Annotated in this window: 28 protein-coding genes and 1 pseudogene; 13 read left to right on the top strand and 16 right to left on the bottom strand. The window is 61.0% G+C overall.

Features of this window, described 5'->3' with window-relative positions:
• Nucleotides 1-19: 19 nt before the first annotated feature.
• Complete coding sequence (locus RA302_RS23995; RefSeq protein WP_030535204.1) at nt 20-1,558, bottom strand: long-chain fatty acid--CoA ligase; 1,539 nt, start codon at nt 1,556-1,558, stop codon at nt 20-22.
• 190 nt (nt 1,559-1,748) lie between these two features.
• Between RA302_RS23995 and RA302_RS23990 the strand changes: the two genes are divergently transcribed.
• Both RA302_RS23990 and RA302_RS23985 read left to right on the top strand, forming a co-directional pair.
• Entirely contained in the window at nt 1,749-2,786 is a 1,038-nt protein-coding gene (locus tag RA302_RS23990) for a phosphatidylinositol-specific phospholipase C domain-containing protein (protein ID WP_037125754.1), read from the top strand.
• A gap of 75 nt (nt 2,787-2,861) precedes the next feature.
• Nucleotides 2,862-3,638 (top strand): trans-aconitate 2-methyltransferase, encoded by a 777-nt coding sequence (locus tag RA302_RS23985; RefSeq protein ID WP_030535206.1) that lies wholly within the window; start codon nt 2,862-2,864, stop codon nt 3,636-3,638.
• A gap of 27 nt (nt 3,639-3,665) precedes the next feature.
• Here the strand turns inward: RA302_RS23985 and RA302_RS23980 are convergent, their stop codons facing one another.
• The 5 genes from RA302_RS23980 to RA302_RS23960 all read right to left on the bottom strand — a co-directional run bounded on the left by RA302_RS23980 (nt 3,666) and on the right by RA302_RS23960 (nt 8,255).
• On the bottom strand, nt 3,666-4,661 hold the full coding sequence (locus RA302_RS23980; protein ID WP_003939988.1) for a glycine betaine ABC transporter substrate-binding protein: 996 nt from the start codon (nt 4,659-4,661) through the stop codon (nt 3,666-3,668).
• Nucleotides 4,658-5,437 (bottom strand): ABC transporter permease, encoded by a 780-nt coding sequence (locus RA302_RS23975; protein ID WP_007731455.1) that lies wholly within the window; start codon nt 5,435-5,437, stop codon nt 4,658-4,660. The genes RA302_RS23980 and RA302_RS23975 overlap by 4 nt, the downstream gene beginning before the upstream one ends.
• A 41-nt stretch (nt 5,438-5,478) precedes the next feature.
• The gene (locus RA302_RS23970) at nt 5,479-6,690 is read right to left on the bottom strand and encodes an ATP-binding cassette domain-containing protein (RefSeq protein WP_007731456.1); all 1,212 of its coding nucleotides are present in this window, start codon (nt 6,688-6,690) and stop codon (nt 5,479-5,481) included.
• The gene (locus tag RA302_RS23965) at nt 6,687-7,334 is read right to left on the bottom strand and encodes an ABC transporter permease subunit (RefSeq protein ID WP_019745160.1); all 648 of its coding nucleotides are present in this window, start codon (nt 7,332-7,334) and stop codon (nt 6,687-6,689) included. Before RA302_RS23965 ends, RA302_RS23970 begins: the two co-directional genes overlap by 4 nt.
• Before the next feature lie 300 nt (nt 7,335-7,634).
• Nucleotides 7,635-8,255, bottom strand: coding sequence for a malonic semialdehyde reductase (locus tag RA302_RS23960; RefSeq protein ID WP_030535208.1), 621 nt, complete (start codon nt 8,253-8,255; stop codon nt 7,635-7,637).
• A 109-nt stretch (nt 8,256-8,364) separates the two neighbouring features.
• On the opposite strand from RA302_RS23960, the gene RA302_RS23955 reads away from it, so the two are divergent.
• From RA302_RS23955 to RA302_RS23930, 6 genes and pseudogenes are all read left to right on the top strand, one after another.
• Nucleotides 8,365-8,718 (top strand): helix-turn-helix domain-containing protein, encoded by a 354-nt coding sequence (locus RA302_RS23955; RefSeq protein WP_030535209.1) that lies wholly within the window; start codon nt 8,365-8,367, stop codon nt 8,716-8,718.
• Nucleotides 8,719-8,873: 155 nt separating this feature from the next.
• Nucleotides 8,874-9,041: a hypothetical protein gene (locus RA302_RS23950; RefSeq protein ID WP_155277909.1), complete on the top strand. Its 168-nt coding sequence runs from the start codon at nt 8,874-8,876 to the stop codon at nt 9,039-9,041.
• A gap of 26 nt (nt 9,042-9,067) precedes the next feature.
• Nucleotides 9,068-9,409, top strand: a pseudogene (locus tag RA302_RS23945) (transposase); the annotation flags it as partial.
• 175 nt (nt 9,410-9,584) lie between these two features.
• A complete protein-coding gene (locus RA302_RS23940) occupies nt 9,585-10,547 on the top strand; it encodes a DUF389 domain-containing protein (protein ID WP_021332068.1) in 963 nt (320 codons plus the stop codon).
• A 543-nt stretch (nt 10,548-11,090) separates the two neighbouring features.
• Nucleotides 11,091-11,939: an alpha/beta hydrolase gene (locus RA302_RS23935; RefSeq protein ID WP_030535210.1), complete on the top strand. Its 849-nt coding sequence runs from the start codon at nt 11,091-11,093 to the stop codon at nt 11,937-11,939.
• A 190-nt stretch (nt 11,940-12,129) separates the two neighbouring features.
• Nucleotides 12,130-12,333 (top strand): PspC domain-containing protein, encoded by a 204-nt coding sequence (locus RA302_RS23930; RefSeq protein WP_003939828.1) that lies wholly within the window; start codon nt 12,130-12,132, stop codon nt 12,331-12,333.
• Nucleotides 12,334-12,342: 9 nt separating this feature from the next.
• Here RA302_RS23930 and RA302_RS23925 read toward each other — a convergent pair whose 3' ends face one another.
• Entirely contained in the window at nt 12,343-13,002 is a 660-nt protein-coding gene (locus tag RA302_RS23925; protein WP_080712681.1) for a TetR/AcrR family transcriptional regulator, read from the bottom strand.
• A gap of 99 nt (nt 13,003-13,101) precedes the next feature.
• On the opposite strand from RA302_RS23925, the gene RA302_RS23920 reads away from it, so the two are divergent.
• The gene (locus RA302_RS23920; protein ID WP_003940566.1) at nt 13,102-14,598 is read left to right on the top strand and encodes an MFS transporter; all 1,497 of its coding nucleotides are present in this window, start codon (nt 13,102-13,104) and stop codon (nt 14,596-14,598) included.
• Nucleotides 14,599-14,647: 49 nt separating this feature from the next.
• On the opposite strand, the gene RA302_RS23915 is transcribed toward RA302_RS23920, so the two are convergent.
• On the bottom strand, nt 14,648-15,355 hold the full coding sequence (locus tag RA302_RS23915; RefSeq protein ID WP_007731468.1) for a TetR/AcrR family transcriptional regulator: 708 nt from the start codon (nt 15,353-15,355) through the stop codon (nt 14,648-14,650).
• Between the two features lie 141 nt (nt 15,356-15,496).
• Here RA302_RS23915 and RA302_RS23910 point away from each other — a divergent pair, with 141 nt between their 5' ends.
• Entirely contained in the window at nt 15,497-15,934 is a 438-nt protein-coding gene (locus tag RA302_RS23910; protein ID WP_051720801.1) for a GtrA family protein, read from the top strand.
• Between the two features lie 50 nt (nt 15,935-15,984).
• A complete protein-coding gene (locus RA302_RS23905) occupies nt 15,985-16,755 on the top strand; it encodes an ABC transporter permease (RefSeq protein ID WP_007731470.1) in 771 nt (256 codons plus the stop codon).
• A 523-nt stretch (nt 16,756-17,278) separates the two neighbouring features.
• Here RA302_RS23905 and RA302_RS23900 read toward each other — a convergent pair.
• Both RA302_RS23900 and RA302_RS23895 read right to left on the bottom strand, forming a co-directional pair.
• A complete protein-coding gene (locus RA302_RS23900; RefSeq protein WP_007731473.1) occupies nt 17,279-18,760 on the bottom strand; it encodes an NAD(P)/FAD-dependent oxidoreductase in 1,482 nt (493 codons plus the stop codon).
• 76 nt (nt 18,761-18,836) lie between these two features.
• The gene (locus tag RA302_RS23895; protein WP_030535213.1) at nt 18,837-19,295 is read right to left on the bottom strand and encodes a DUF5990 family protein; all 459 of its coding nucleotides are present in this window, start codon (nt 19,293-19,295) and stop codon (nt 18,837-18,839) included.
• A 38-nt stretch (nt 19,296-19,333) separates the two neighbouring features.
• Between RA302_RS23895 and RA302_RS23890 the strand changes: the two genes are divergently transcribed.
• A complete protein-coding gene (locus RA302_RS23890) occupies nt 19,334-20,488 on the top strand; it encodes a lipase family protein (RefSeq protein WP_030535214.1) in 1,155 nt (384 codons plus the stop codon).
• A 33-nt stretch (nt 20,489-20,521) separates the two neighbouring features.
• Here RA302_RS23890 and RA302_RS23885 read toward each other — a convergent pair whose 3' ends face one another.
• The 5 genes from RA302_RS23885 to RA302_RS23865 all read right to left on the bottom strand — a co-directional run bounded on the left by RA302_RS23885 (nt 20,522) and on the right by RA302_RS23865 (nt 23,600).
• Nucleotides 20,522-20,854: a CD225/dispanin family protein gene (locus tag RA302_RS23885; RefSeq protein WP_007731480.1), complete on the bottom strand. Its 333-nt coding sequence runs from the start codon at nt 20,852-20,854 to the stop codon at nt 20,522-20,524.
• Nucleotides 20,855-20,927: 73 nt separating this feature from the next.
• A complete protein-coding gene (locus tag RA302_RS23880; RefSeq protein ID WP_030535215.1) occupies nt 20,928-21,455 on the bottom strand; it encodes a hemerythrin domain-containing protein in 528 nt (175 codons plus the stop codon).
• On the bottom strand, nt 21,452-22,018 hold the full coding sequence (msuE, locus tag RA302_RS23875) for an FMN reductase (RefSeq protein ID WP_019745144.1): 567 nt from the start codon (nt 22,016-22,018) through the stop codon (nt 21,452-21,454). Before msuE ends, RA302_RS23880 begins: the two co-directional genes overlap by 4 nt.
• Nucleotides 22,019-22,026: 8 nt before the next feature.
• Nucleotides 22,027-23,085: an LLM class flavin-dependent oxidoreductase gene (locus tag RA302_RS23870; RefSeq protein ID WP_021332078.1), complete on the bottom strand. Its 1,059-nt coding sequence runs from the start codon at nt 23,083-23,085 to the stop codon at nt 22,027-22,029.
• Nucleotides 23,086-23,096: 11 nt separating this feature from the next.
• Entirely contained in the window at nt 23,097-23,600 is a 504-nt protein-coding gene (locus RA302_RS23865; RefSeq protein ID WP_338478210.1) for a MarR family transcriptional regulator, read from the bottom strand.
• A 158-nt stretch (nt 23,601-23,758) separates the two neighbouring features.
• On the opposite strand from RA302_RS23865, the gene RA302_RS23860 reads away from it, so the two are divergent.
• Nucleotides 23,759-25,075, top strand: a complete 1,317-nt coding sequence (locus RA302_RS23860; protein WP_243617288.1) for an HNH endonuclease signature motif containing protein — start codon at nt 23,759-23,761, stop codon at nt 25,073-25,075.
• Between the two features lie 95 nt (nt 25,076-25,170).
• On the opposite strand, the gene RA302_RS23855 is transcribed toward RA302_RS23860, so the two are convergent.
• On the bottom strand, nt 25,171-26,133 hold the full coding sequence (locus RA302_RS23855; protein WP_030535217.1) for a sensor domain-containing diguanylate cyclase: 963 nt from the start codon (nt 26,131-26,133) through the stop codon (nt 25,171-25,173).
• Nucleotides 26,134-26,206 lie beyond the last annotated feature (73 nt).

Genomic DNA, 26,206 nt, shown 5'->3' with positions numbered 1-26,206 from the left:
TCCTGACCGTCGTAAAGGATTACGTTGCGTTGCAACGAAGATCGCGCTTCAGCACCTTGCCTGCTGCCGACAGCGGCAATGCATCGACGAATTGGAAAGTGCGCGGAGATTTGTATCCGGCTATCAGCGTTTTCACGTGAGCGCGCAGTTCGTCGGCGTCGGCGTCGAAACCATGCCGAAGGACGACCACGGCATGGACACGCTCGCCCCACTGGGCATCGGGCAGACCGATCACGGCACAGGCCGCGACGGATTCGTGTTGTGCCAGAGCATTTTCGACCTCGGTGGAGTAGACGTTCTCGCCACCGGTGACGATCATGTCCTTGATGCGATCGACGATGAACAGGTAACCGCGGGCGTCGAGGTATCCGGCGTCGCCGGTATGCATCCACCCGTCGCGGAGCACTTCTGCGGTCTCCTTCGGTTTGTTCCAGTATCCGAGCATGACGTGGCTGCCGAACGTGACGATTTCGCCCACCTTGCCGGGTGGGAGTTCCGAGCCGGCCGGATCGACGATTTTCACCTCGCAATGAGGGAGCGCGCGACCAGCGCTGCGGAGGAGATCACCACCTTCGAGGTGATCGGCTGGACTCAGCATGCTGATGTGCGCGGTTTCAGTCATCCCGTAGCCCTGAGCGAAGGAACTGTTGGGGAACATTTGCATGACCTGCCCGAGAAGCGTCGGAGATATGGGCGAGGCGCCGTATCTCAGGATCCTGACGCTGGACAGATCGTAGGTGGTTGCGTCTTCGCCCGTTTCGTTTTTGTGGGCGACCAACATCTGGAGCATTGTCGGCACCAGACCCACGGTTGTCGGGCGATAGCGGTCCACGGCCTCGAGGAACGTCCGTGGGCTGAAGTTCGCTACGAAGACCTGGGTTCCACCCATCAGCGACTGAGCCAACCATCCGACGATCCCGGCAATGTGAAACAGAGGGTTCACCGCGAGGTTCGTTCCGTTGCTGATTGCCACGCCGCCTGCCGCGAGAGTGCCCAGCGCCGAGGTCATCAGCGCTTGATGGCTGATCATCACGCCCTTCGGCACTCCGGTGGTCCCGCCGGTGTAGAGGAGTAGTGCAAGCGTGTCGCCGCCGACGCGCAGATCGTCGACCGGAATCGCCTCCGCGATCACCCGTTCGTAGTCGAGCATTCCGTCCGGAACTCGGTCGTTGCCGCAGTAGACGACAGTGGTCAGGCCTGGACACGCCTCGCGAAGGGTAGATCCGACGGAAGCAAAATTCTCGTCCACGAGTAATACCGTCGACCCTGAATCTTCCAGGGCGTACCTGATTTCCGCCGTGCTCCAGCGAGAATTGACCGGACTGGCCACTGCTCCGAACCACCAGCAGGCCAGGAGCGCCTCGTGGTAATAGTCGGAGTTCGATGCCAAGATCGCGACTCTGTCACCGGTGCGCAGGCCCAACGTCTGCAGCCCGCCCGCGAGCCTCTTGATCCGGTCGACCGATTCGCGAGACGTGCGCACTCGGCCGTCGGAGATCGTCATCACCGCTTCGGGCGACGCTCGTAGGGATCGGTGAACGAATTGAGTCAGCTGCATGCGATTCCTCCTGCGAGTGTGCGGCGAGTGCTCTGACTCGGATCAGTTCCGGCACTGATGCTATTGGCCTGACAATTGCCCTCACCCACCGCCTGAAATCATGCCCCACTCCGATGCAATCTAGACGATTGTCCAGTTAACTCTGACGATTCCATCCTGCCGTGGGGTGATTTCTGCGAGAGTGTCGAACATGCGAGCAATCCTGGTAGCCGGTATGAGTGCGTTCGTGGCGGTCGTCTCGGCGCCCTCTGCCGGCGCCGAAACGACTACGAACCAAGTGCGCTCGTTTTCCGAGACCACGTCAGTCGGGGTCCACAATTCCTACGAGAAGGCGACGTTTCCGTACTTCGCCGACGCTTTGGATTCCGGGGCGTCGTTGCTCGAGCTGGACCTGTGGACCAACGTGGGCGGTCCGGACTGGCGTGTGTCGCACATGAATCCGGTGGCGAGCGAGAGCAACTGCGTCGGCGCTCAGGACGCATCCGGGTTGCGAAGCGGTCTACGAGATCAGGGATTCCGTGGATGCCTGGCAGATATGCGGGCGTGGCACGAGGCCAATCCCGAGCACCCGCCGGTGATGATCAAGTTGGAAATCAAGGACGGGTTCACTGCCGGGTACGGACGTGGGCCCGCGGATCTCGACGCCCTGATTCTCGGGACACTCGGAGACGCGGTTTTCACGCCGGCCGATCTGATGGGGGACTCCTACTCCACCCCGGATGCCGCCGTCACCGAGCGTGGATGGCCGAGCACCTCCGAAATGGCCGGGAAATTTCTGTTCGAGCTGATACCGGGAACGATCGAGGAGGGAAACCCTCTCGATACGGAGTGGACGGACCGGCAGTATGCGACGCACCTGCGAGATCTGTCCTCCGCCGGGCTCGTCGAACTCGGGGCCGCCTTTCCCGCTGTTCACCGTGCATCACCGGGAGACCCACGTCTCGACCGCTATACCGACCCGGGGATCCGTCCGTGGTTCGTGATTTTCGACGGCGACGCTCTCGACTACACCGCCGGAGTCGTGGATCCTAGTTGGTACCACGATCGCGGCTACCTGCTCGTCATGACCGACGCGCACAAGGTCGCTCCGCAGATCGACGGAACCCATGCCACCGAAACCGAGGCGAGCGAGCGTCTCGACCTGTTGGCCGGGCAGCACGCAAGTTACATCACCGCGGACTGGTCGAGGTTGCCGAACGTACTGTCCACCGTGGTGCCGCGTCGGTGATTTTCGAATGGCCGGATCGTGAAGAGCGAGATCTGACGGGCGGCAATTCTCAGGAACAGGGTGCAGGATGGGTTCATGCGCACTGTCACGTGGAATCCCGAAGTCTACGGCCGCTATTCGGGTGAGCGGTCACGCCCGTTCGTGGACCTGGTGTCACGGGTGGCCACCGAAGACCCGACGCGGGTAGCCGACCTCGGCTGCGGATCAGGCACCCTGACCGCGATGCTCGGGGAAAGATGGCCGGACGCCTCGGTATCCGGATTCGACTCGTCTCCCGAAATGGTCGCGCAGGCCCCTACAGACCTACCGGGAAACGTCACCGTCGAGTTGGGGGACATCATGTCCTTCGACGCCACCGGTTACGACGTGGTCGTCAGTAACGCTGCATTGCAGTGGGTTCCGAGCCATCGCGAGCTGATCGACCAGTGGGCGGACACCCTGGAATCCGGATCGTGGCTGGCGTGGCAGGTGCCGGGTAACTTCGATGCTCCGTCCCATGCGCTCATGCGAGATCTCGCGGAATCAGCGGAATGGAGTGAGCGACTGGGTGGCGTCCTACGCGGCCCGGAAGGCGTCGACAGTCCAGTTCAGTACGCGCAGCGTCTCCAAGAACACGGATTCGACGTCGACGCCTGGGAGACGACGTACGTACACGTGCTGGCAGGTGCCGACCCGGTGCTCGGATGGGTACGGGGGACGGGGTTACGGCCCGTGCTCGACGTTCTCGGCGAAGCTGACGCTCCGGAGTTCGAGCGTCAGTATTCCGATCTGCTGCGGGAGGCCTACCCCGCAACAGCCGCCGGAACGCTCTTTCCGTTCCGGCGAGTGTTCTGCGTCGGACGCAAACGGTAACTACTCGGCTGGGTTGCGGTCAGCCGATCACTGCGCCGTGACAAAGCCTTCCGAGACCAGCCAGTCGCGGGCCACGTCCGCCGGCTCCTTGCCGTCGACGTCGACCTGCCGGTTGAGCTCGGTCATCACCTCGTTGGTCAGTCGCTCCGAGATCGGTGCCATGACTTCTGCTACCTGCGGATGTGCTTCCGCGAAGTCCTTTTTCATCACCAGTGCCGGATTGTATTTCGGGAAGAACTGGAGATCGTCGTCGAGCAGAACGAGATCGAGTGCGATGATGCGACCGTCGGTGGTGAACACCTCGCCGAACTTGCACTGATCGCCATCGGCTGTCGCCTGGTAGATGATGCCGGTCTGCAGGATCTGGCGTTGGGCACGAGAGGCGTCGAAACCGTATTTCGCTGCCAGGCCGGGATATCCGTCCTGGCGGACGTTGAACTCGGTCTCGACGCACGTCACCGCAGCTCCGGGATCGGATTCGACCAACTTCGCGTAGTCGGAAACGGTCTTGACACCGGTCTTCTCAGCGGTCTCCTTGCTCATCGCCAATGCATACGTATTGTTCATCGGCGCCGGATCGGTCCACACCATGTCGTTCGCAGCAAGGTCCGCATCGCGGACGGCCTCGAACTGCGCCTGCGAATCGGGAAGCGGTGTCTCGTTGCCGAGGTAGTTGATCCAGCCGGTTCCGGTGTATTCGTACGCAAGATCGATCTGGCCGTTCAACTGTGCGTCACGGGTGCTGTTCGAGCCCTGGATGTTCGTGAGGTCTCGAACATCCGCGCCCGCAGCGGCCATCGCGAATTCGATGACGTACCCGAGCACGATCTGCTCGGTGAAGTCCTTGGAGCCGACGGTCATCTTCACACCCTCGAGCTCCGGAACCGGCTCGATGCTGCCGGGGCCGACGGCCAGGGGCAGTGCGCCACCGGACTCGAGACCACATGAAGCGACAAGTGTGAGGCCGATCGTGGCAACCGCGAGTTTCCAGCCCCACGTTCTGGTGATCGAAGTCTTGGTCATCGCAATCCCTTGGGCCCGAGATAGGTTTCGGCGAGCGCGCCGAGCCAGTCGATCAGCAAGGCCAACGACACCGCCAGTACGGCACCGACAACGAGGGTGACGTTGTCGCGGAGCTTGTATCCGGTGTCGATCAGAATGCCGAGTCCGCCGGCACTGACCAGGAAGCACAGCGTCGCGGTACCGACGGCCAGAACGAGCGAAGTACGCAGTCCTGCAAGGATGTACGGGACGGCCATCGGGAACTCGAGTTGACGTAGGACCGTGAGCGAAGACATTCCCTGCCCGCGCCCCGCATCGATCAAGGTCTTGTCCACTTGCTGGTAGCCGAGGATGGTGTTGCGCAGCACCGGAAGCAACGAATAGAACGCAATGGGAAACACGCCGATCCAGAAGCCGGTCGTTCTTGTCGCGAGATAGAACAGCACGAGCAGGCCGATGGCAGGCGCTGCGGCTCCGATGTTGGCTATTCCCACGAAGAACGGTGCCAGGCGGGTGAATTTCGGCCTGGTCAGCAGGGTTCCGAGTGGAACCGCGATGGCGACGACGATGATGACCACGGCGGCGGTGATCAGTACGTGCTGCCAGGTCAGAGTGACGATGTTGTCGAGGTTGATGCTCGCCTTCTGCGTCGCGTTGAGATCTCGGCTGAATGCCCAGATCAACACGCCCGCAACCAGGATCAGGACGATGACCGGCTGGACATACAGTCGCATCCGTTCCGCACGGCGCGTGGCGGCGTTCTCGGCCGCACCCAGATCGGGGGCGTCCGGTTCCATCTCAGGCGCGGAGACGCGCTCCTCTGTCGTGGCAGTCATGTTCAACCCTCGACGTTCTCGGTGTCTGGCTCTTCGTCGTGGTCGTGCGCATGCTCCTCGCGCATTTCGGAGAGATGGCTGACCAGTGTGTCGATGGTGATGAGACCGACGTACTCGCCACGCCGTCCGGTGACCACGGTGGACGCATTGCTCTCTGCGAGAAGAGCTTCCAACGCATCCTGCAGGGTGGACTGGATGGACACGGCTTCGCCGATCTCGTTACCGACACCTCGAAGAGTCGACGCATGGGCGAGGTGGCCGGGCGAGACCCAGCGAAGCGGCCGTCCGCGCTGATCGAGAATCAGGGCCCACTTCCACTTACGCGCTGCGAGTGCGGTTCTCAAATCATCGACCGAATCGGTTTCGCGGGCGGTGAGGCACTGCTTGAGTTTGATCTGGCGCACGCGTGTCAGGGTCAGCTGCTTGAGCGAGGCGTCCGCCCCGACAAATCCGGCGACCATGTCGTTTGCGGGATTGGCGAGAATCGCTTCCGGAGTGTCGTACTGCATGATGCTGGACTGATTGCCCAGCACGGCAATACGGTCACCGAGTTTGACTGCCTCGTTGAAATCGTGCGTGACGAAGACAATGGTCTTACCCAACTCCGACTGCAGACGCATCAGTTCGTCCTGGAGCAGGCCGCGGGTGATCGGATCGACGGCACCGAAAGGTTCGTCCATCAACAGCACCGGAGGATCGGCAGCCAGCGCCCGCGCCACGCCCACACGCTGTTGCTGCCCGCCGGACAATTGGCGAGGGTAGCGGTCGCGATAGGTATCGGGATCGAGGCCTACGAGGTCGAGCATCTCGTCGGTGCGCGCTGCGATACGTTTCTTGTCCCAACCGATCAGACCCGGGACAGTCGCGACGTTCTTCGCAATCGTGAAGTGCGGGAACAAGCCTGCCTGCTGGATCGAGTACCCGATGCCACGGCGGAGCTTGTCCGGGTCGATCGACAGCGCGTCCTTGCCGTCGATGGTGATCTTGCCGGAGGTAGGTTCGATCAGGCGGTTGATCATGCGCATCGTCGTCGTCTTGCCGCAACCCGAAGGTCCGACGAAGACCACGATTTCACCGGCCGGAACAGTCAGCGAAACATTGTCCACCGCTGCAGCTTTCTGGCCCGGGTACCGCTTGGTGACGGACTCCAGGACGATCTCGACCCCGGATACCTTCTGATCTGTGGATACGTCAGACGGAATGGTTTCAGTCATTGCAGCCCCTTCGAAGTAGTGAGACGACCGATGACGACGTAGATTCCGTCGAGAATCAGAGCGAGAATGACGATCAGTACGGTGCCGACCAGCGCTTGCGGAACAGCATTCGGGCTACCGACACGCGAGAGTCCGGAGAAGATCAGGTTTCCCAGACCAGGACCTTTGGCGTACGCCGCGATGGCGAGGATGCCCATGAGCATCTGTGTACTGACCCGCATGCCGGTGAGGATCGACGGCCACGCGATCGGTAGCTCGATTCGACTCAGTACGTGCATGCGATTCATTCCGACACCGCGGGCTGCGTCCGTGATCGCCGGGTTGACTGCATCCAGACCGATGATCGTGTTCCGAATAATCGGGAGCAGGGCATACAAGATCAACGCGGTGATCGTGGGAGCGACGCCGAGACCGAGAATCGGAATGAGCAGTCCGAGGAGGGCGAATGAAGGAACCGTCAGGATCGTGCTGGCCAACGCCGTAGCGATGGAGGATCCCGCCGGGCTCCGGTAGACGAGAATACCGATGATCACGGCGGCAATCGTCGCGATGATCACGGACTGGATAACTGCTGAAACATGTAGGTACGAGTCGGTCATCAATTGTTGTCGTCGTGCAACGACAAAATCCCATAGGGCGCCCATATTTCCGAACCCACTTTCTTCGGACTTCTGCTCGCTCGAACGTCTTCCCTCGACACCGACCGGCGCACAAGGGCTTTCCCCGCAGCCTCCGTAGGCCGAGGGGTTTCCCTCGACTGTCGTCCAAAAACTGAGATACTGCAACTAATTCCGATTGCAGCGTGTCGGATGTTGTTCTGGACGTGAGATTTTGCGAGACGCGGGTATGTACCCACTGCGAGCAGAGTTGAAACGCGCTGGAGATGGCAAAGCGGGAGAGTTCCGCAGAACTCTCCCGCATTGCTTGATTTGTCCGAATTGGCCTCAGGCCCAGCTGAGCGCATCCTCATCGGAGAGGCGCGGCAGACGATCGAACCAGGGGTTCTCACCGGGATGGCCGATGTTCACCACGAGGATCGTCTTGAAACGTCCGTCTGCGAAGAATTCGCCGTCGATGCCGTCGGCGTCGAACCCGGCCATCGGGCCGGCGACCAGACCCTGTGCGCGAATCGCGAGGATCACATAGCCGGCCTGAAGTGCGGCATTGAACCGACTCGTCGAACTGGCGGCGGCCTCGTCGGATTCGAAGTAGTCCTTCATCTCCGGGCGAATGGGGAACAGGTTGGGGATGTGCTTGTAGAACTCGGTGTCCACCGCCAGAACGGCAACTGCAGGAGCAGCCTCGGTCTTGGCTTTGTTGCCGTCTGCCATGTGCTCGACGAGGCGTGCTTTGCCCTCCTCGGTACGGACGAACAGCACACGTAGCGGATTGGTGTTGGCCGCGGTCGGTGCCCACTTCGCGAGCTTCCAGATTGCAGTCAGTTCGTCGTCGGTCACAGGTTCGTTCGAGAAGGAGTTGGCGGTGCGAGCCGCAGTGAAGAGGAGTTCACGGCCGGCTTCGTCGAGTTGCTGGGCGGTGAATGGGGTGGCTGCGTCGAGAGACATCGGGGGTTTCCGTTCCGTGGTAGCTCGACCGAGCATCACCCGGTAAAGCTAGTTGCTAGTAAAAAAATAGTGCCTACGGATACGTTAGCACTGTGGCTAGGATGGTGGGGTGGCAAGCAAGAGCGAAGCGGGACACGAGCCCCGCGCATGTGACGGGGCTCTGGCCCGCGCGTTCGGCTTCCTGGGCAAACGGTGGAACGGCGTCATTCTCGGCACGCTGCTGAACGGGCCGGCGGGATTCTCCGAACTCAAGCGCGCGGTGGGCGGGATCAGTGATTCGGTGCTCTCGGAACGCCTGACGGAGTTGACAGGGGCAGGCCTGGTGACGAGGAGCGTCGATGCAGGTCCGCCCATCGCCGTGGAGTACGAACTCACAGCGTCGGGGCAGGCGCTGCTCCCCGCTCTCAGTGAACTGACAACGTGGGCCGCCGAAAATCTGCCACCCGAGAGTTGCTCGAACTGAGCGCTAGCTCGAACGGCAGTTCAGCGACTGCGCGGGTCCTGTTTCTGCCAGTTGTTATTTCCTTACCGTTTTTCCCGGGCGATACTGGCCGAACATTTGTCGGTTCGGGGCTGCCTGGGGACGCCGGGTATGGCTCTTTTTGTGCTGCTGTTCGCATGGCTGAAGGAGAACGGCCGCCCGGTGTTCTCGACGACTCGACCTATCAATCGCCTGACGGACTTCGAAAATTCGGCCGGACGAAGTCGGAAGTGTGGTTCCGGAACAAGAAGGCATACAACGCCTCTCGGATTGACGACGCCGCGGTCGAGGCCGCAAACGGGTAGTTGGTGCGGGTGGCTGGGCAGATGTCGCCGCCACGGGTGGTGACGTGTCTGCGTTCGGAAGCGCAGACAGATTGGCCGGCATCTCAGGGTCTAGCGCCTGTGCCGCGAGATTCGGGCCGAGTCAGTGGAAATCTGCGCCGGCCGCGCAGGTACGACCGCAGGCTGTTGCGGGCCTTCTATCTGTCCGCGCAGCACAGTATCCGGCACAACGCTCAGTCGTAGGCTTTTTGTACCCGCAAACGGGCCGAGGGGCAGTGTCATACGCAGGCGGTTCTTGCGTTGGGAGGCGGAGACTGAACGTGTGGTGGGCGCTCCTCCGCGATAACGCGATCTATCAACTTGGACCGACTACCGTCGCGGCTGCGTGAGCGCCCTAGCGACTAACGCAGTGCGGTAGATGTATGTGCGCCGGGGGAGTGTGGCTCGTAGCGCTGAGAATCCACGGTGTTGAGACATGTCCGAGCCCGCTATGGTTTCCGGTGATGGACCGGCCGTCGATGCTGCCTGCACCCGAGGCCACCGCCGGCTGAAGGAGACGGAACTGTGCTGCATCTGCGTGTCATCTCGCCGAGTGAGCGGACCGGAGATGTGCTGAACATGTTGGCCGCCGAACCTGGGGCTACTCATGTGACACTCGCACTCAGAGCCGCTGTCGATCCGCCGGGAGATGTGATCGAGGCCGATGTAGCCCGCGCATGCGCGAACGACGTGCTTGCCGCGTTGACTGCTCTGGACCTGGTGAGGGCTGGCGGTATTTCGTTCGAGCCGGCGGGAACCATGCTGTCCTTCTCCGCAGAACGGGCGGACACTGCGGCCCCGAGAAGACCCGACGAGACAGTGGTGTGGGAGCAGTTGCTCGGTCAGGTGCGCGAAGGTGCCCGACTGACTCCGGCGTTCCTGGCCTTCCTGGTGATCGCGTTTTTGCTCTCGGCAGTCGGTGTTGCCACGGCGTCGCCGCTGACCCTGGTCGGTGCAATGGTGGTGGGGCCGGAGTTCCGGCCGCTGGCAGCGCTTTCAGTGGGTCTGGTACGTCGAGACAAAGATCTCGTGCGAAATTCGATTCGTACCCTCGCGATCTCGTTTCCGGCCGCGATGGCCCTCACCGGCCTGGCTACCTTGCTGTGGATTCGTCTGGGCTGGGTCGGAATCGGCGATGTCGAGAACGCCCGCGCATTCGACTTCATCTACGAGGTGGGGCCGTTCTCACTGGTGGTAGCACTGCTGGCGGGAGCGGCTGGCATGCTGGCAACGGTCACCTCTACCTCTACGGTCCTGGTGGGGGTGTTCATCTCGGTGACGACGGTGCCAGCTGCGGGATTGGCGGTCGTTGCGGTCTTCGCAGGTAAGTGGAATGTCGTGCTGAGTTCGCTGGCTCAGCTCGGTGTCAATCTGATCGGTATCGTGCTCGCTGGAGTAGTTGTGCTGCTGCTGTTCTCGTTGCCCCGATCCGGCCGCCAATGGAAATCAGTCACGCGCCGGGACGCCAGGCCTGGCACATCGCCGTAGGCGCCTGACCCACTGCCGGAACTGGACTTTCGAGGCTTCAGGCTGACAGCTGTCTTGCGGATCGGTGGGAATGTCTGCGCCGACAAACGTCGCGACAAACAGATCCGGCATGCGAACTGTCGGATCTGGGTACCGCTGTCTGTACCGATCATGGCTTCCAGGCTGGTTGCAGCGACTGGAAAAGGGGATCAATCGAGACGCAACCGATTGGCCGCGTGACTTCACTCAGACCCTTCGGACCTGCAGCGCCGACGGCTCTGCCGGAGGAAACGGCCTACCGCAGTGCTTGACAAGACTTGTCGAGATTCTCCTTGGTAGCGATGAAACATCTACGCAACGTAGATGCAACGTAACCAAAACTAGTGTTCTGGATCACACAGTGTTCGCGTGGTCGAGAGGCCTTTGGTCACGAATCTGTGGGCAGAACGGGTCCTGGTTCGCTACCGGTGGTGGATGAGGACAAGGTTCCGCGGGTTGAGCACACAGCTCGCGGAACCGCCCCACCACACGCCCCGACGAGGGCACCGGCCGACAGGAGTTCAGGTGTCCGTAGTTGCGGAAGTCTCGGCGATCGATTTCGCGGAGACCGAATTCGATTGGGCACAGCGATCGACGCTGATTCGTGAAGTCGACCCACTCGTTCCGGGGCCACCATCCTTGGCGATGTGTCTGAGCGAACCGACGCGCGGACTGGTCGACATCGCTTCACTGCTTCTCGCGGCTCCGTGGTTGCTTCGATCGCCGCGTGGGGACGGGCATCCGGTCCTCGTTCTCCCCGGATTGCTGACTTCGGACGTTTCGACTCTCGCCTTGAGGACATACTTGAGCTTTCTCGGATACCGGGTTCACGGTTGGAATCTGGGTCTGAACACCGGTCCGACGGCGACGGTGGTCGACGGACTGCCTGCCGCATTGGCCGAGGTAGCAGATCGATACGAGCAGAAGGTGTCGGTAATTGGCTGGAGTCTGGGCGGTATCTACGCTCGAAAGCTGGCGAGGGACCTGCCGGATTCGGTGCGTCAGGTAGTGGCACTGGGAAGTCCTTTCGGTCTCACCAGTCTGGAGCAGACGAGAGTCGGATCTCTCTACGCTCGTTTGTCCGGCAATCACGCGATACTGCCTCCGGTCGACGGCATCGAATCCGAACAGGGATCGCCTATTTCCGTTCCCGCCACGTCGGTCTACTCCAGGCACGACGGTATCGTTCCATGGCAAGCGTGCTGTGAAACCTCGGCAGGCCTGTCGGAAAGCATTGCGGTGCAAGGCAGTCACATGGGGTTGACCCACAACCCGTCGGCGTTGTGGACCGTTGCCGATCGTCTGGCGCAGGACGTCGACAACTGGCAACCTTTTGCGGCTCCGAAACGGCTTCGACGCATGTTTCCCTGCTGAGGTGCGAGGCTGAGGTCCGAGGCCGGGGTGTGGGGGAGAACCCTGAGTCCGACGCGGGGACGGACTCGTACCTGAGGACACACCGCGTCGGAAAAGATGGGTCCATGGCCTGATGCGCACAGGTGGATCGGCAGCGGATAGTGGAGGTCGACGCGGATGAACCGCGAGTTCCGTTGAAAGGAAACAACACATGACCTCCCCGATGAATACCCGCAAGCTCACCCGCGCCCGCTCGGGAGCAATGTTCGGTGGGGTGTGCGCCGGAATCGCTCGGTACTTCGGTTGGAAGTCGTCGACTGTCCGCTTGCTGTTCGTACTCTCGTGCCTGCTGCCCGGCCCGCAGTTTCTGATCTACATCGTGATGTGGATTTTCATTCCTCGTGAGCAGATCTGACCGAACCGCTCAACGGCGGCGGTCTTTCAGGCATTGCTTGGCCTCGTGCAATTCCTCCGAACTCAGTGGAGGAAGGGGCAGTGCGTCACGGTGCAAGCCCTCCGTGCGTAGGCCGTCGAGCATTACCGAGAGGTATCGACGCCACACGGTCGGGTTGACGGGCTGAGCAAATTCGGTGACTGCGCCCACCATGAAGATGAGGCCGAACAGGTCCGTCGGTACGGCGTCGGTGCGCAGCATCCCGGCCTCCTGGGCCCGGTAGAAGATCCTCTCGACCGACGGTTCGATGATGGATCGTTGGCATGCGACTTGCTCGCATCCCTCGTCGGTTCCGTTCAGGACGTCTTTGAGTCCGCGGTTGACCGACATACGGCTGCAGGCGAATTCGGCAAAGGTGACAAGTCCGTCCCACGGATCCGGATTGGCAAGTGACGCGTCCGCGGCCGCTGCCATGTCGGCGAAGTTCTGCTGGAAGACTCCGTCGATCAATTCTTCTTTGCTGGCGAACCGCCGATAGACCGTTCCGACGCCGACCCCCGCGCGCCGGGCGACGTCGTCGAGTGTGACGTCGATCCCTTCTTCGGCGAACAATTCACGTGCGGCGTCGATGATCAACTGCCGATTACGTGCAGCATCGGCGCGAAGGGGGCGCTCCATTGCGGTACTCATGTCCCCACTCTACCCGCCAAGTGGAGACAGCCTCTCCGTTTTGGTGTAGCGTTTTTGCTAACCGGAGAAGCCATCTCCGCATAGGTTGGGCGAGGGACTATGTCAGACATTGCTGAACGGACTGAATTCGAGCAGTCCTCAGCGCCTTCAGGGGACAACCACGCAAAGCGGTGGCTGGTTCTCGCGGTTCTGGGAATTGCGCAGCTGATGGTGGTCTTGGATGCCACCATCGTCAACATCGCGCTGCCTGCTGCGCAGCGCTCACTGGAGTTCGGTGATTCGGACCGCCAGTGGATCATCACGGCATACGCATTGGCGTTCGGCAGTTTGCTGCTACTCGGCGGTCGATTGAGCGACTTGTTCGGGCGCAGGCGAACTTTCATCGTCGGCCTGATCGGCTTCGCAGTCGCTTCCGCCATCGGTGGCGCAGCCGTCAACTTCGAAATGCTTGTTGCCGCTCGTGCCGGCCAAGGCGTATTCGGTGCGCTCCTTGCCCCGGCAGCCCTGTCGCTGCTGTCCGTGACATTCACGGATCCAGGTGAGCGTGCCAAGGCGTTCGGTATCTTCGGTGCCGTTGCCGGTGGTGGTGGCGCCATCGGACTGCTGCTCGGCGGCGCACTCACCGAGTGGGTCGACTGGCGCTGGTGCCTCTTCGTGAATCTCTTCTTCGCGGCGATCGCTCTGGTCGGAGCAGTCCTGTTGCTCGCGCCGCACACCAGTGACTCGCGACCCAAGCTCGACATCCCCGGAACGATCCTGGTGTCGATCAGCTTGTTCAGCATCGTCTTCGGATTCTCGAAGGCCGAGTCGGACGGGTGGAGTGCAACTCCCACTATCTCGTGGCTCGTTGCCGGCGTCGTGTTCATGGCGGCGTTCATCTACTGGCAGACCAAGTCCGAGCACCCACTTCTTCCGCTGCGGGTGGTCCTCGACCGAATCCGGGCGGGCTCGTACCTGGCGATCTTCCTTTCCGGCGCAGGCATGTTCGCAGTCTTCCTGTTCCTGACGTACTACATGCAACTGATCCTCGGGTACAGCCCGATCATGACCGGCCTCGCATTCATGCCGATGGTGTTCGGAATCGTGACAGCGGCAACGCTTTCGACAGCGGTTTTGCTGCCGCGCGTCGGTCCGCGAGTGCTGATCGTGAGCGGAATGGTCATCGCGGCGATCGGAATGACGCTGCTGGCCCAGATTTCCGTGGACAGCACCTATGCAGTACACATTCTGCCGGGGCTCGTCGTCACCGGACTCGGCATGGGCAGCATTTTCGCCCCGTCGATGCAGGGAGCAACTTCAGGCGTGCATCACGAAGATGCCGGCGTCGCATCTGCCACGGTCAACACGATGCAGCAGGTGGGCGGCTCGATCGGAACTGCACTGCTCAGCACGATTGCCGCCTCGGCTTCTACCAACTACCTGGTGGGCCGCGAGATGAATCCGCTGACTCAGGCGCAGGCCGCCGTCGAGAGTTACACCACGACGTTCTATTGGGCCGCAGGCATATTCGCGGTCGGTGCGGTCTTGACCGGACTGGTTCTTCGGAGTGGACTGCTTCCGGATTCGCCGGAAGGTGAACCGGTAATCGCCCACTGACAGCAAATTTCGGGGTCGACGCCGCAATGGCGTCGACCCCGAAATCGACTCAGCAGTTCTTCCCGGGCGTTGCCTGAAACCGATGAAGGACGTGATCGAGTTGCTCGGAGGACAGCGCCGGCACGGGCAGTTCCCGATGGTCGGTGCGGGACGCGCAGAGTCCGTCGATCATGAACCCGAGTGCGCGGCGGTAAGCCTGAGGGGCCTCGTCGCCACCGAACTTCTGGGCCATCTTGACGACCTGCATGAGAAGTGGAATGTCGTTGACTTCGAAGTCGCTGCGCAGGGTGCCCTGTTCCTTGGCGCGGTTGACAAGCACCGCAGTGTGTCGAGCGATCCCGGCGCGCGCGCGAGCGAAGGTGTCGGACGTGAAGCGTCCGTCCATCAGGAGATCGCCGAATCCGCGGTTGTCTGCCATGCGCAGAGAGATCACGTCGAGAAAGTAGACAAGACCTTCCCAGGCGTCGGGCATCTCTCGGGCGGTGGCGGCGATCGTTTCGATCTCGGAACACCGCGTGTCGAACAGTGCCTGGATCAGTTCGTCCTTGCTGGCGAACCGGCGATAGACGGTGCCGACGCCGACGCCGGCGTGCTTCGCGACGTCCGCCAGCGTGGCGTCGAGTCCTTGGGCAGCGAACACCTCGCGAGCGGAGTTGAGGATGCGCTCGAGGTTGGCCTTGGCGTCGGACCGAAGGCGCGGCTGTGAGCAGTCGGCCGAGGTCCCCGCATGAGAAGCGTCGGGGTGTGTTGTCGGCATCCTCACAGTCTACGGCACTAAGCGGAATGATCGATTCCGTTAGTGCTATATTACTAAGCGGAACGTGTGGTTCCGATTGTCCGTATGAGAGAAGCCGATATGAGCACGTCTGACATCTGGGTCGGGAGCAATCCGATCTCGATGGTGGGTACGCGGAGTGCAGGTTTCGCGGCAACGAGGCTTCGCGCCCTTGCCGGCGACGGCGCCTTTGCTCAGCTCGTTCGTTTTGCCCTCGTCGGCGGAGCCAGCAACATCTTGTACTTTGCCGCTTTTCTGGCGCTGCGCGGTGACGGAGCGCTGGTCGCCAACGCAGTTGGTGCGGTCTTGAGCACCATTCTGGCCAACGAACTGCATCGCCGGCTCACCTTCCACGCCGCGGATCGCGTCAACTGGTTCACCGCGCAGTGGGAAGGCGGTGGACTCGCACTGGTCGGGTTGATCGCCAGTTCTGCCGCCATCAGTGCGCTCGGCTTCCTTCTCCCAGGCGCCGACGGGCTTCCTCAAGCCGGGCTTGTGATCGCCGTGAGCGGAATTGTCGGTGGCCTGCGATTCGTCGCCCTTCGCGGTTGGGTGTTCTGAGCGGTTCTCGAATTCGGATCGGACTCGGCTCGTAGGGAACACTGAGACCCATGAGCCTTTCGATAGCCGACTCCGGCATCCGTCTGGCTGTGCTCTGCATCGTCATGGCACTTGTCGCCACGCTCGTCTACCGATTCACCTATCTCGGTAGCGTTCGGGTGGTCCCCGGTGCCCTCGCTCGTGGCGCTCTTCAGCTGGCTGCGATTTCGTTGATCCTTGCCGCCGCCTTGGCCCACATCTGGTCGGCGCTCCTCGTGCTCGCCGGCATGTTCGTTGCGGCGTCTTTCACCGCGGCACGACGCTCGAACGCGGGGACGTCCGGAGTTTGGCTGACCATCGCGTTGGCGTCGGGAATCGGTGTGGTTCTGCCACTGATGCTGCTGTCCGGAGTGGTTCCGCTGCAAGGCGTCGCTCTGGTGCCGATCGGCGGCATTGTTCTGGGTGGCGCGATGACTGCAACATCGATGGCAGCCAAACGCGGACTCGACGCCGTCGACGACCGGTACGGGGAAGTGGAAGCAGCACTGAGCCTTGGATTTTCCCAACGCGATGCGCGGTGGGAGGTAGCCCGCACCGCTGCCTCCGATGCTCTGCTGCCTGGAGTCGACCAGACGCGCACCGTCGGCCTCGTGACATTGCCCGGAGCCTTTGTCGGTGTGTTGCTCGCGACGGGATCGGCCGTTCAGGCCGGTGCTGTGCAAATTCTTGTATTGGCAGGGTTGTTGTTGGCACAAACCTGCTCGGTGGCCGTGGCGTTGGAACTCGTCGCCCGCGGTTTCGTCTTTCGAGGTCAAGCTGTCAGGCCTGCGCGAGTTCGTTGATCTTGTCGCTGCGAAGGACGCGGCCGGGAAGATCGGGGGTGTTTGCCGCGAGGGTGATCATTGCCCTGCCGATGTTTTCACTGGTGGTCACGCTGCTGGGCCACACCCTGCGTAAGAGTGGGTGGAGAGGCACGGAGATTTGATACGACCGTGTCGATTCGTGAATCGTCCATGTATTCGACCAGCACTCTGTTGCCGACCATCACAACGGAACGGACTGGAGATCATCCGGCCGGAATGGCCAACTGAACGCTTGACCTGCAATTATGAGTCCATTTTGATCCGACTCGCGACTAAAGTCCCTACAAACCGGCTGGACGGTTGGCTGAAAATAGTTTTATGGACGAAGGAGTTGATGAAATACACGTTCTCGGATCGGAGTCCGCCGGTCGAATGGTAGAGGCGTCGGCGATCATCGTTCTCGGTGCGCTCTGTGCAGTAGTCGCAGGTTCGGGTGTGTTCTTTGTCGTCGGATCGATTGGTGGCTTCGCCCGATTGCTCTACCTGGTTGTTCGTGGTCCGCTCAACTCTTGCTCGGTACCGGTGTCGAATGTCGAGCTGGCGCCTTCGAGAACGTCATGTGGTCGTTGATGCTCCCGAACGTCGAGTGAAGACGATCAAGGATGTAGTTCTGACGCATGTTCCACGGTGACTTCGATCCCTGCTTCGGGAACTGTTCCACAGCACGCATGACGTACCCCGACGCCAGGTCCAGGATCGGCCGCTGGTCCATCTCTTCGCTCGCGTGCGGCACGCACTTCGAATAGCCGCGCTTGTCCATCTCCGTCAGCAGTCGGCAGACGTACATCGACGTGAGATCTGCTCGCAGAGTCCACGAGGCGTTGGTGTAGCCGACGCACATCGCGAAGTTCGGTACGTCGCTGATCATCATGCCCTTGTAGACGTAACGATCACCGAGGGTGACGGGTTCGCCGTCCACTTCGATCGACATCCCGCCGCACGCTTCCATCTTCAATCCTGTTGCAGTGACGATGATGTCAGCTTCGAGTTCGCGACCTGACGCGAGACGAATTCCGGTCTCGGTGAAAGTGTCGATGCGATCGGTCTCGATCGAGGCCTTGCCGGATCGGAGGGCTTTGAACAAATCGCCGTCCGGTACGACGCACAAGCGTTGATCCCAGGGATCGTAGGTGGGTGTGAAGTGAGGATCGAGTGGGATCTCTTCCGGGAGTTGGCGACTGATCGCGAGGTTCAGCAACCGCTTTGCGCGCGCAGGACTGCGCCGGCACAGTTGGTAGAAACTCAGGTTCACTACGATGCTCTTCCATCGAGCGATGCTGTGCGCGAGTTGATTCGGCAGTACTGCGCGAATGGTGTCCGATAATTTGTCGCTGGACGGCAGAGCCAGAATGTATGTCGGTGATCGCTGGAGCATCGTGACGTGGCTTGCGTCCCGTGACATCGTGGGGACCAATGTGACTGCGGTGGCGCCGCTTCCGATCACAACGACCTTCTTGTCGGAGTAATCGAGTTCTTCGGGCCAGAACTGCGGGTGCACAACCTCGCCGGCAAACGATTCACGTCCGGGGAAGTCGGGGGTGTATCCGCCCTCGTAGCTGTAGTAACCGCTGCAGAGATAGAGGAAGTTACAGGTCAATGTTTCGTCTTCGTCGCCGGTCGTGACCGTGACTGTCCACGTCGAGTCCGCTGACGACCATGATGCGGCCGTCACCTTCCGGTTGTACCGAATCTTCTTGTCGATCCCGTTCTCTCGCGCGGTGTCGCGCACGTACCGGAGGATCGAATCACCGTCGGCGATTGCTTTGGCATCTGTCCACGGCCGAAACGGGTAGCCGAGCGTGAACATGTCGGAATCCGATCGGATGCCAGGGTATTTGAAGAGGTCCCAGGTTCCGCCACTGTTCGCACGGGCCTCGAGGATTGCGTACGACTTGCCGGGAAGCTCGGTCTGGAGTCGATACGCAGCACCGATGCCGGACAAGCCGGCGCCGACGATCAGGACATCGAGGTGTTCGGTGCTCATCAGTTCGGACTCCGTATCGATCGTGTGGGGCCACCGGGCAGACTAAGTGTTCGATCTCCACACTACTGAACGATGCTCAGTAAGGCGAGGATGACCATGTGATCGTCGGCGGTCGGATAGCCGCACACAGTGGTTTACCTGCGGCGTCGGTGAGGCCGAGGTCTCCGTGGAGCATGCCGGAAGCGTCGGCCTCCTCGGCGATGTGCTCGGGGATCGCGTCGAGCATCAGCTTTGCGAGCCGAAACATCTCGAACGTCTGGTCATCGGATACCGTCACCCAGGACAGGTAGATGAAGCGTCCGCGAGGTGGACCCTGGATGTATGGACCGAGTAAGTCCCAGGCACCGGACTTTCGCTCCAGACTCGCTGTCAGTTCCCATCGCACTGTCTCGGTATCTCCCGGTACGAGGTCGAGGATTTCGTGTGGCTTGCCTCGGCGCTGAACGCCGACGTGGATGTTGCTGCGCTCTTCGAAGGTTGCGGTTTCGGAACACTCACGTCCGGGCAGGCTGTGACCGGTGATGATGATCTGCATATCGACATCATGCTCTGCACAGGTCGGGAGGGGTTGGCGTGGTGAGTCGTTCGGGTAGAACCTCTGTTGCGGCCGTGGTGGCGAGCATTCTGTTGTCGGGTCTCGGGTGGGGGTCAGGTGTTGCAGTGGCGACGGCGGACGAACCGGAAGTCGCGGGCGCGCTGGAGTCCTATGGCGAACTCTCGGCCGCAGTGTTTCCGGTCGGCGCCGGTGAGACGCAGCGGGTCGTTTATCGAACTCTGCGTACCGCTGACAGATGGGGAGAGTCGTCAGGGTCCGTGTTTCTGCCGGAAGGCGCCCCACCGGCGGGCGGTTGGCCCGTCATCTCCTATGCCCACGGAACTTTGGGCAGTGCGGATCAGTGTGCATCCTCGTCGACCGGATTCGGTCCGGGCGAGATCGAACCGATCGAACGCTGGTTGGAGCAGGGGTACGCGGTGGTCGCTACCGACTACTCGGGAGTTGGTACCGACGGGGTGCTGGCCTATCTCGACGGACATGCCGCCGGGGCGAATGCCGTCGACATCGTGCGGGCCGCGCACGAGTTGTACGGCAATGTGCTGAGTCCGCGGTGGATGGTCGCGGGTTTGTCCGAAGGTGGTCATGCGGCGTACTTCGCGGGACACGATGCCACCACTCGTGCACCGGAATTGGATTTCCGTGGCTCGGTTGTCGTCGCAGGCCCCACACACATGGAAGGGCTGTTTCCGTTGGGCGGCCCGCTGTTTCCCGACATCGGTATCACCGGGCTGGTGGGATATGCGCTGTACGTCCTGGCTGGGATCGACGATCAACGACCCGAAGAGAACATTCGCGAGGTTCTCTCGCCGCAGGGGATCGAGTGGATGGAAAAGGCTCGGACACTGTGCGCCGGAGATCTCGGCCGACACATTCGAGCCGAACGAATCCAGTTGAGCTCGTTGTTTTCTCGGTCGGTATGGACGCCGCGCATGTACGACCTGTTCCGCGAGATGATGCAGGTGCCGGTCGACGGCTACGACCGTCCACTGCGCGTGGTGCAGAGCGTGTCGGACACAACGGTTCCTGTCGCCCTTACCTGGGCGCAACTGGTCGACATGCGTTCGCGAGGAACGCAGTTCGAGTATCAAGAACTCGCCGGAATCAGCCACGGTCAAACGACGGTCGCTTCGATGGACCAGACCATGGAGTTCGTCGATCGATTGATGAGGTGATGTTCGGCGGTGTTGTTGTTTCAGTGTGGTTGTTCAGCGCATACGTCGCGGCCCGTAATCGTGGCCACCGTTGGCGAACCACACGATTGCCGCAATCGCGTACAGGATGCAGACCAGGAGTAGTAGGCCGCCTGCGATCCACAGCGAGATCTGACCGAGCCGTTTCACTCGATCGGACGCATACCGCGACCCGGCCACATCGCCGTCAGCCCACAGCGGATACACGTTGAAGGCGTGCGTGAAAGCGGAGAAGGAAAGCGGCCAGAAGAACAGCAGCGAGACCACTGCCCAGCCCGCATTGACGGGTGGTCGAATCGGGTGCTGAGGAACGGATTGCTGGACAGTGGGTTGATCCGGGGTGGTCATGGGGGGCTCCTGACATGAGGTGGCCCTTTCGACGCTACTGCGATGGAGCTGAAGAATCACTGAGTGTGCGCGATCAGCCGTAATGCCAGTCGCGATCCATCCGTCGGAAGTACGGAAAGAGTGTGGCCTCCTCGAAATCGAGGTGCGACTGCATATGATCCGCCAATTCGGAGATTGCGGCGTGTGCCCGATTGACCGTGGAGGATTCGGTGCTCAGCGCGAGCGACGCACGCTTGGCTTCCGACACGATCTCCCCGACAAGCTTGTGTTCTGCCTGCAGTCGTTCGACCGCAGGGGCCAACTCGGGAAAGTTCCTGGTCATTACCGGGAACATTCGTTGATCTTCGATGGTGTGGTGCAGAGTCAGCGTGTTGCAGTAGAAGTCGCAGTTGACCCGTAGTTGCCAGACGAAATCCGCGATCGTCAGATTGTCGATCATCTCGGGTATCCGAGTCAGATCGGCGGTTTCGTCCGAAAACAGTTGCAGGGCATTCTCGAGTACCTCGATATCGGCTCGCAGAGGTTCGTGAACCTGACGTAGCTGTTCGATCATCCTCAGACCGGCAACTGTTGCCGTGTTGTGCGAATGAGGGGTGTTCACGTCAGCGCAACTCGATCCCGCTCCGCGAGCATCCTCGCTACCGGCAGGACGTCCTTTGCTGCCATCTCGATACGCTCGAATACCTCGGGGTTGAGGATAGTCGTTCCGTCGAAATCACCTGAGCTGAGATAGATCCCGACCGGAGCGGTCAGCGCTTGGAAGAAAGCGAACAGTGGACGCAGGGCATGGTCCAACACGAGAGCGTGGCGGTCGCTGCCACCTGTCGCAGCAAGAATCACCGGAGTGTTGGCAAGCGCGTACTGGTCCACGAGATCGAAGAAATGCTTGAACATTCCCGTGTACGAGCCTCGGAACACCGGTGACGCCGCGATGACGATATCGGCGGACTCGACTGCTGCCAGCGCTTCGGCGGTCACTGAGTCGACGTGATCGCGATCCAGAGCAGATGCAAGACCTGGAATCAGATCCACGATCTCGAAAACTCGTGTGTCGATCTGCTCGAAGTCTCCCAAGGTTTCGACGATCAGGTCGACGAGGGCACGAGTCTTGGAGGGTTTTTGAAGGTTGCCGACAACGGCAACAATTTTGAGCGGTGTGCTCATCGAAACTCCTATTTTTGGGACGACTTCAGTGATTCGATTTCCTTACGCACAACGGGGGCTACTTCGGTGCCGAGGATCTCGATCGCACGCAGCATGTCCTTCTGTGGCACGTTGCCGAACCCCATCTGGATCATGATGCGGTCATGATGGAACAGTTCGTACTGCGCCATCGTCTTGTCGATGATTTCCTGCGGGCCGCCGAGGAAGAACGCACCCGCGGTGGTTGCCTGCGCCTCGTATGCCCTGCGCGGCATGGGAACTCCGTTTCCCCGCTGATGATGATTCTGCATCCACCCGGCCTGGAAGTACGGGTACGACGTGTCGAGTGCTGTTTGCTTCGAGGTATCGACAAATCCTGGCGAAGCAATCGAGACAGCGAGCTTCTTCGGATCGTGTCCGAACTCCGCTGCAGCCCTGCGGTACAGATCGACGAACGGTTCGAACTGTTGGTAGCTTCCACCGATGATGGCCAGTGAGAGGGGCAGGCCCAGTTTCGCGGCACGGACGACAGAGGCCGGAGTACCTCCGACTGCGATCCACACCGGAATCTGACGGTCCGGGCGGGGCGTCACGTCACCGTCGATCAGTGGTGCGCGAAGTTGTCCTTCCCAGTTGATCGGGTTCTCGTCGCGCAGTTTCAGTAGTAGATCGAGCTTTTCGGCGAAGAGTTCGTTGTACTGGGACAGGTCGTACCCGAAAAGCGGAAATGACTCCGTGTACGAACCTCGGCCGGCAATGATCTCGGCACGGCCTTCGGAAAGCAGGTCGACTGTCGCGAACTGTTGGAACACACGGACGGGATCGTCGGAACTGAGTACGGTTACGGCGCTGGACAGCTTGATGTTGTCGGTAGCCTGAGCCATTGCCGCGAGCACAACTGCCGGGGCTGAGACTGCGAAGTCGGTGCGATGGTGCTCGCCGACGCCGAAGACATCGAGTCCAACCTGATCGGCAACGGTTGCCTGCTCCACCAAATGGCGAAGGTGGACACCGGGATTCATCATCGCGCCCGTAGTGGGATCTGGGGTGAGTTCACCGAAATGGTAGACGCCCAATTCGAAAGCCATGTTGTTTCTCGCTATCTGTTCGTGGGGGTGATGGAAAGCTGTCCTACGTGCGCATCGCATGCGCCGCCTTGATTGGTGTGATGTGTGGCAAGTCGGGAGAAGAAGCGTTCGAGTACCGGAAGCTCCTCGGTTTCAATGAGATCGGAGAAATATTCGGCGATCCCTCGCGTGTGTATGGCGGACGCTTTTCGAAGCGTCTTCTTGCCTGCAGGCGTCATCGATACCGTCACGACGCGTCGATCGTTGTCCGGTCTAACGCGCTCCACTAATCCGGCCTCGACCAATCGATCGGCGACGCGCGTCACGCCACTGGTGGTGACCAGGACCAGTTCGGCCAGATCGCCCATTCGGATCGTGTTTCCCGGAGCTTCGTGCAGTCGGAGCAGAACGTCGTACTGGCCAAGGGTGAGTCCGGTGGTGGTTCGAAGGTCCGCCTCCATCTTGCCGAGGATGACGCTGTGGGAGACGACGAGGTCGCGCCACACACGACCACGTACGTGTTCATCAGTTGTCATCGGTGACGCCCTCCATTTATTTGCGACCGCAAGTATTGCTTACTCAAATAATACGCGTGCGACCGTCGAACTATTCCCTGCTCTTATTTGCGCTGGTAGTGAGGTATTTACTCGAACGCATGTTCGAGTATGATTTGGGGAGGGGATCGGGGGATTCAATGAGTGTCTTGTTGTCGGACGTGGTGTCTGGTTCTGCGGTGGGGTTACGCGGACGTCTGTGGCGGTTGTCTGCTGCCGAGTTGCGCGCTGCTGCTGTCGAAGCGAGTGCGGAGATTCTTCGTCTCGAAGCTGTGCGTGTGGCGGTGGTGGACGAGTTGTCGTTGCGCCCGGATGATCAGGTGATTGCCAGTCGCGGTGTGGGTGCGTGGTTGGCGGCTAACACGATGCTGCAGGTTCGGGACGGGAAGAAGATCGCCGCGTTGGGTGCTGCTTTGCGGCCGTTTCCGGCGGTGGCTGCTCGGTTCGATGGCGGGGATTGCTCGTTCGAGCATGCCGTGTTGATCGTGGCGTTCTGTGAATCACCACCGAAGGGCATGCCGGAGGAAGCGCTCCCTCGCTGTATCGATTTGTTGTTGGCTGCCGCGTCCGGAGTGGAAGCGACAACCACGAAAGTGCGGAACGTGATCGCGACGTTAGAGCGCATTTTCGAATCGGATGAGATTCCGCCCGCCGAGGATGTGGATCGGAATGAGTTGCGGATCGCGTCGACGTTGAACGGTCGGGTGGTGGTGCGTGGTGATTTCGACGCCCTCACCGGAGAAATGCTGCTGTCGGCCCTGTCGAATTTGACGATGCCCACCCCGGCACCGGATGGAACCCCGGATTCTCGGTCGGCAGCGAAGCGGACCGCGGACGGGTTCGCCGAACTGATCCGCCGCTATCTCGATTGCGCCAAGACCGGTACCGATGGTGGTCAGCGTCCACACGTGAACGTGCACATCAATGCGCGTGATCTCGCTGAGCATCGGGATTGCGCCGCGTCGCCTTCTGATGTGGACGACGAAGGCTCACCCGATCTGGACTTGTCGGATCTTGATGTCGGGCACATGCCCTGGCTCGGGCCACTGTCCGTGTCACAGACCCGACTTCTCGGCTGCGACTGCTTCCTCTCCACCGTTCTGCTCGACGATCACGGCGCACCGCTCGATGCGAAACCAGGAAAGAGGTTGGTCAACGCCGAACAACGCGTCGCGTTGATCGCCCGAGACAAGGGCTGCGCCTTCCCGGGCTGCACGTGCGTGCCGGCGTGGACTGATGCGCACCATATCCGGCACTGGGCGAACGGTGGCCCGACGGTGATGAACAACCTGGTCCTGCTGTGCCGTTCACACCACCGGCTGATGCACCGAAAATCAGGGTTCGTCGGGAAATGGGAAATCCGAATCGGAGTCGACAACAAACCCTGGTTCATCCCGCCGCCCTCGATCGACCCCGGACAGCAACCCAGGCCGGCGAACACCACCTTCAAAACCTGAGAGGTCAAACCTCTTTGGCGACAACAGAACACGGACCGAGCACCGCATCGAAGGGATCCTCCGATGCGGTGCCAACCGGCCGTGGAGGAGTCGAATCAGTGCTTCGAGCGCTTGTGGCGGTACATCTCCGCATCGGCCGTATCCCAAGTCTCGGAAAGGCTTTGGGTCATGGAAAAGTCGGCTCGACCGATCGAACAACAGACGTCGGCATTCCGGAACGCCTTCTCCAAACACTCGAGCAGGTAGTCGACGGCGCGCGGCTGTGTATCGGGCAGAGCGATTCCGAACTCGTCTCCGCCCAACCGTGAAACCACCGCACCAGGGTGCGCGCACGCTGCCAAGATCTTGCCGGCCCTTTGAACGTATTCGTCGCCCGCGGCGTGGCCGAGTTCGTCGTTGATGGTCTTCATGCCGTCCAGATCGACGATGATGATAGCTCCCGGATCGGCGAATTGGCGGTACCGAGTTTGCTCGGCCTCGAGGATGCGATTCCACCCGCGCCGATTGAGAAGACCTGTCAACGGGTCGGTCTCGGCATCGAGTTGCGCAGTTTCGGCCAGTCGGACTGACTGCGCGCGCTGATAGTCGACATCGAGAATGGTTCCGAGAAGTCGGCACAGGAGATTGAGGAGGGCTAGGTTGTCCTCGAGTGCGGAGTCGCCCGCACTCGGGTCGGCGCCACACAGAGTGCCGAAGAGACTGCCGTCGTTATGGAGGATTGGGATGCTGACGTATGCGCCAATGCCTTCCCACCTGCCATCGCGGGACAGTGCGCGCACGAGCGCGCGATTCGATGAGACTGGCGGCGCATTTCCGAGTACCACCTCGCTGCACATGGTGTTTGGCCAAGCCCGGGTCTCGCCGACTTCGATGTGAAGTGGGTTGGGTGAGACGGTGAGAAAGATTTGATTGGACCCGTCGAACCGCGTGATCGACCACAGTGCCAGCGGAAGATATTCGTCGAGGTAGGACACGACCGAGCGACTTGCGTCGTCGAAATTCGTCAGAGGTGGCAAGAGTGGCAACATCGGGATGGTGCGCGCCTGGCCGTGCGGCATTTTTGACCTCCTGATCGACCCTAGGATTCTGTCGATGTTCAGGCTCTTGGTCCCGCGTGCGACAAATCTTCCA

The organism is Rhodococcus sp. DN22, assembly GCF_036669995.1.
Classification (GTDB): Bacteria; Actinomycetota; Actinomycetes; order Mycobacteriales; family Mycobacteriaceae; genus Rhodococcus_F; species Rhodococcus_F erythropolis.
The sequence above is the reverse complement of the archived record's forward strand: the minus strand, read 5'-3'. Positions and strand labels throughout refer to the sequence as shown.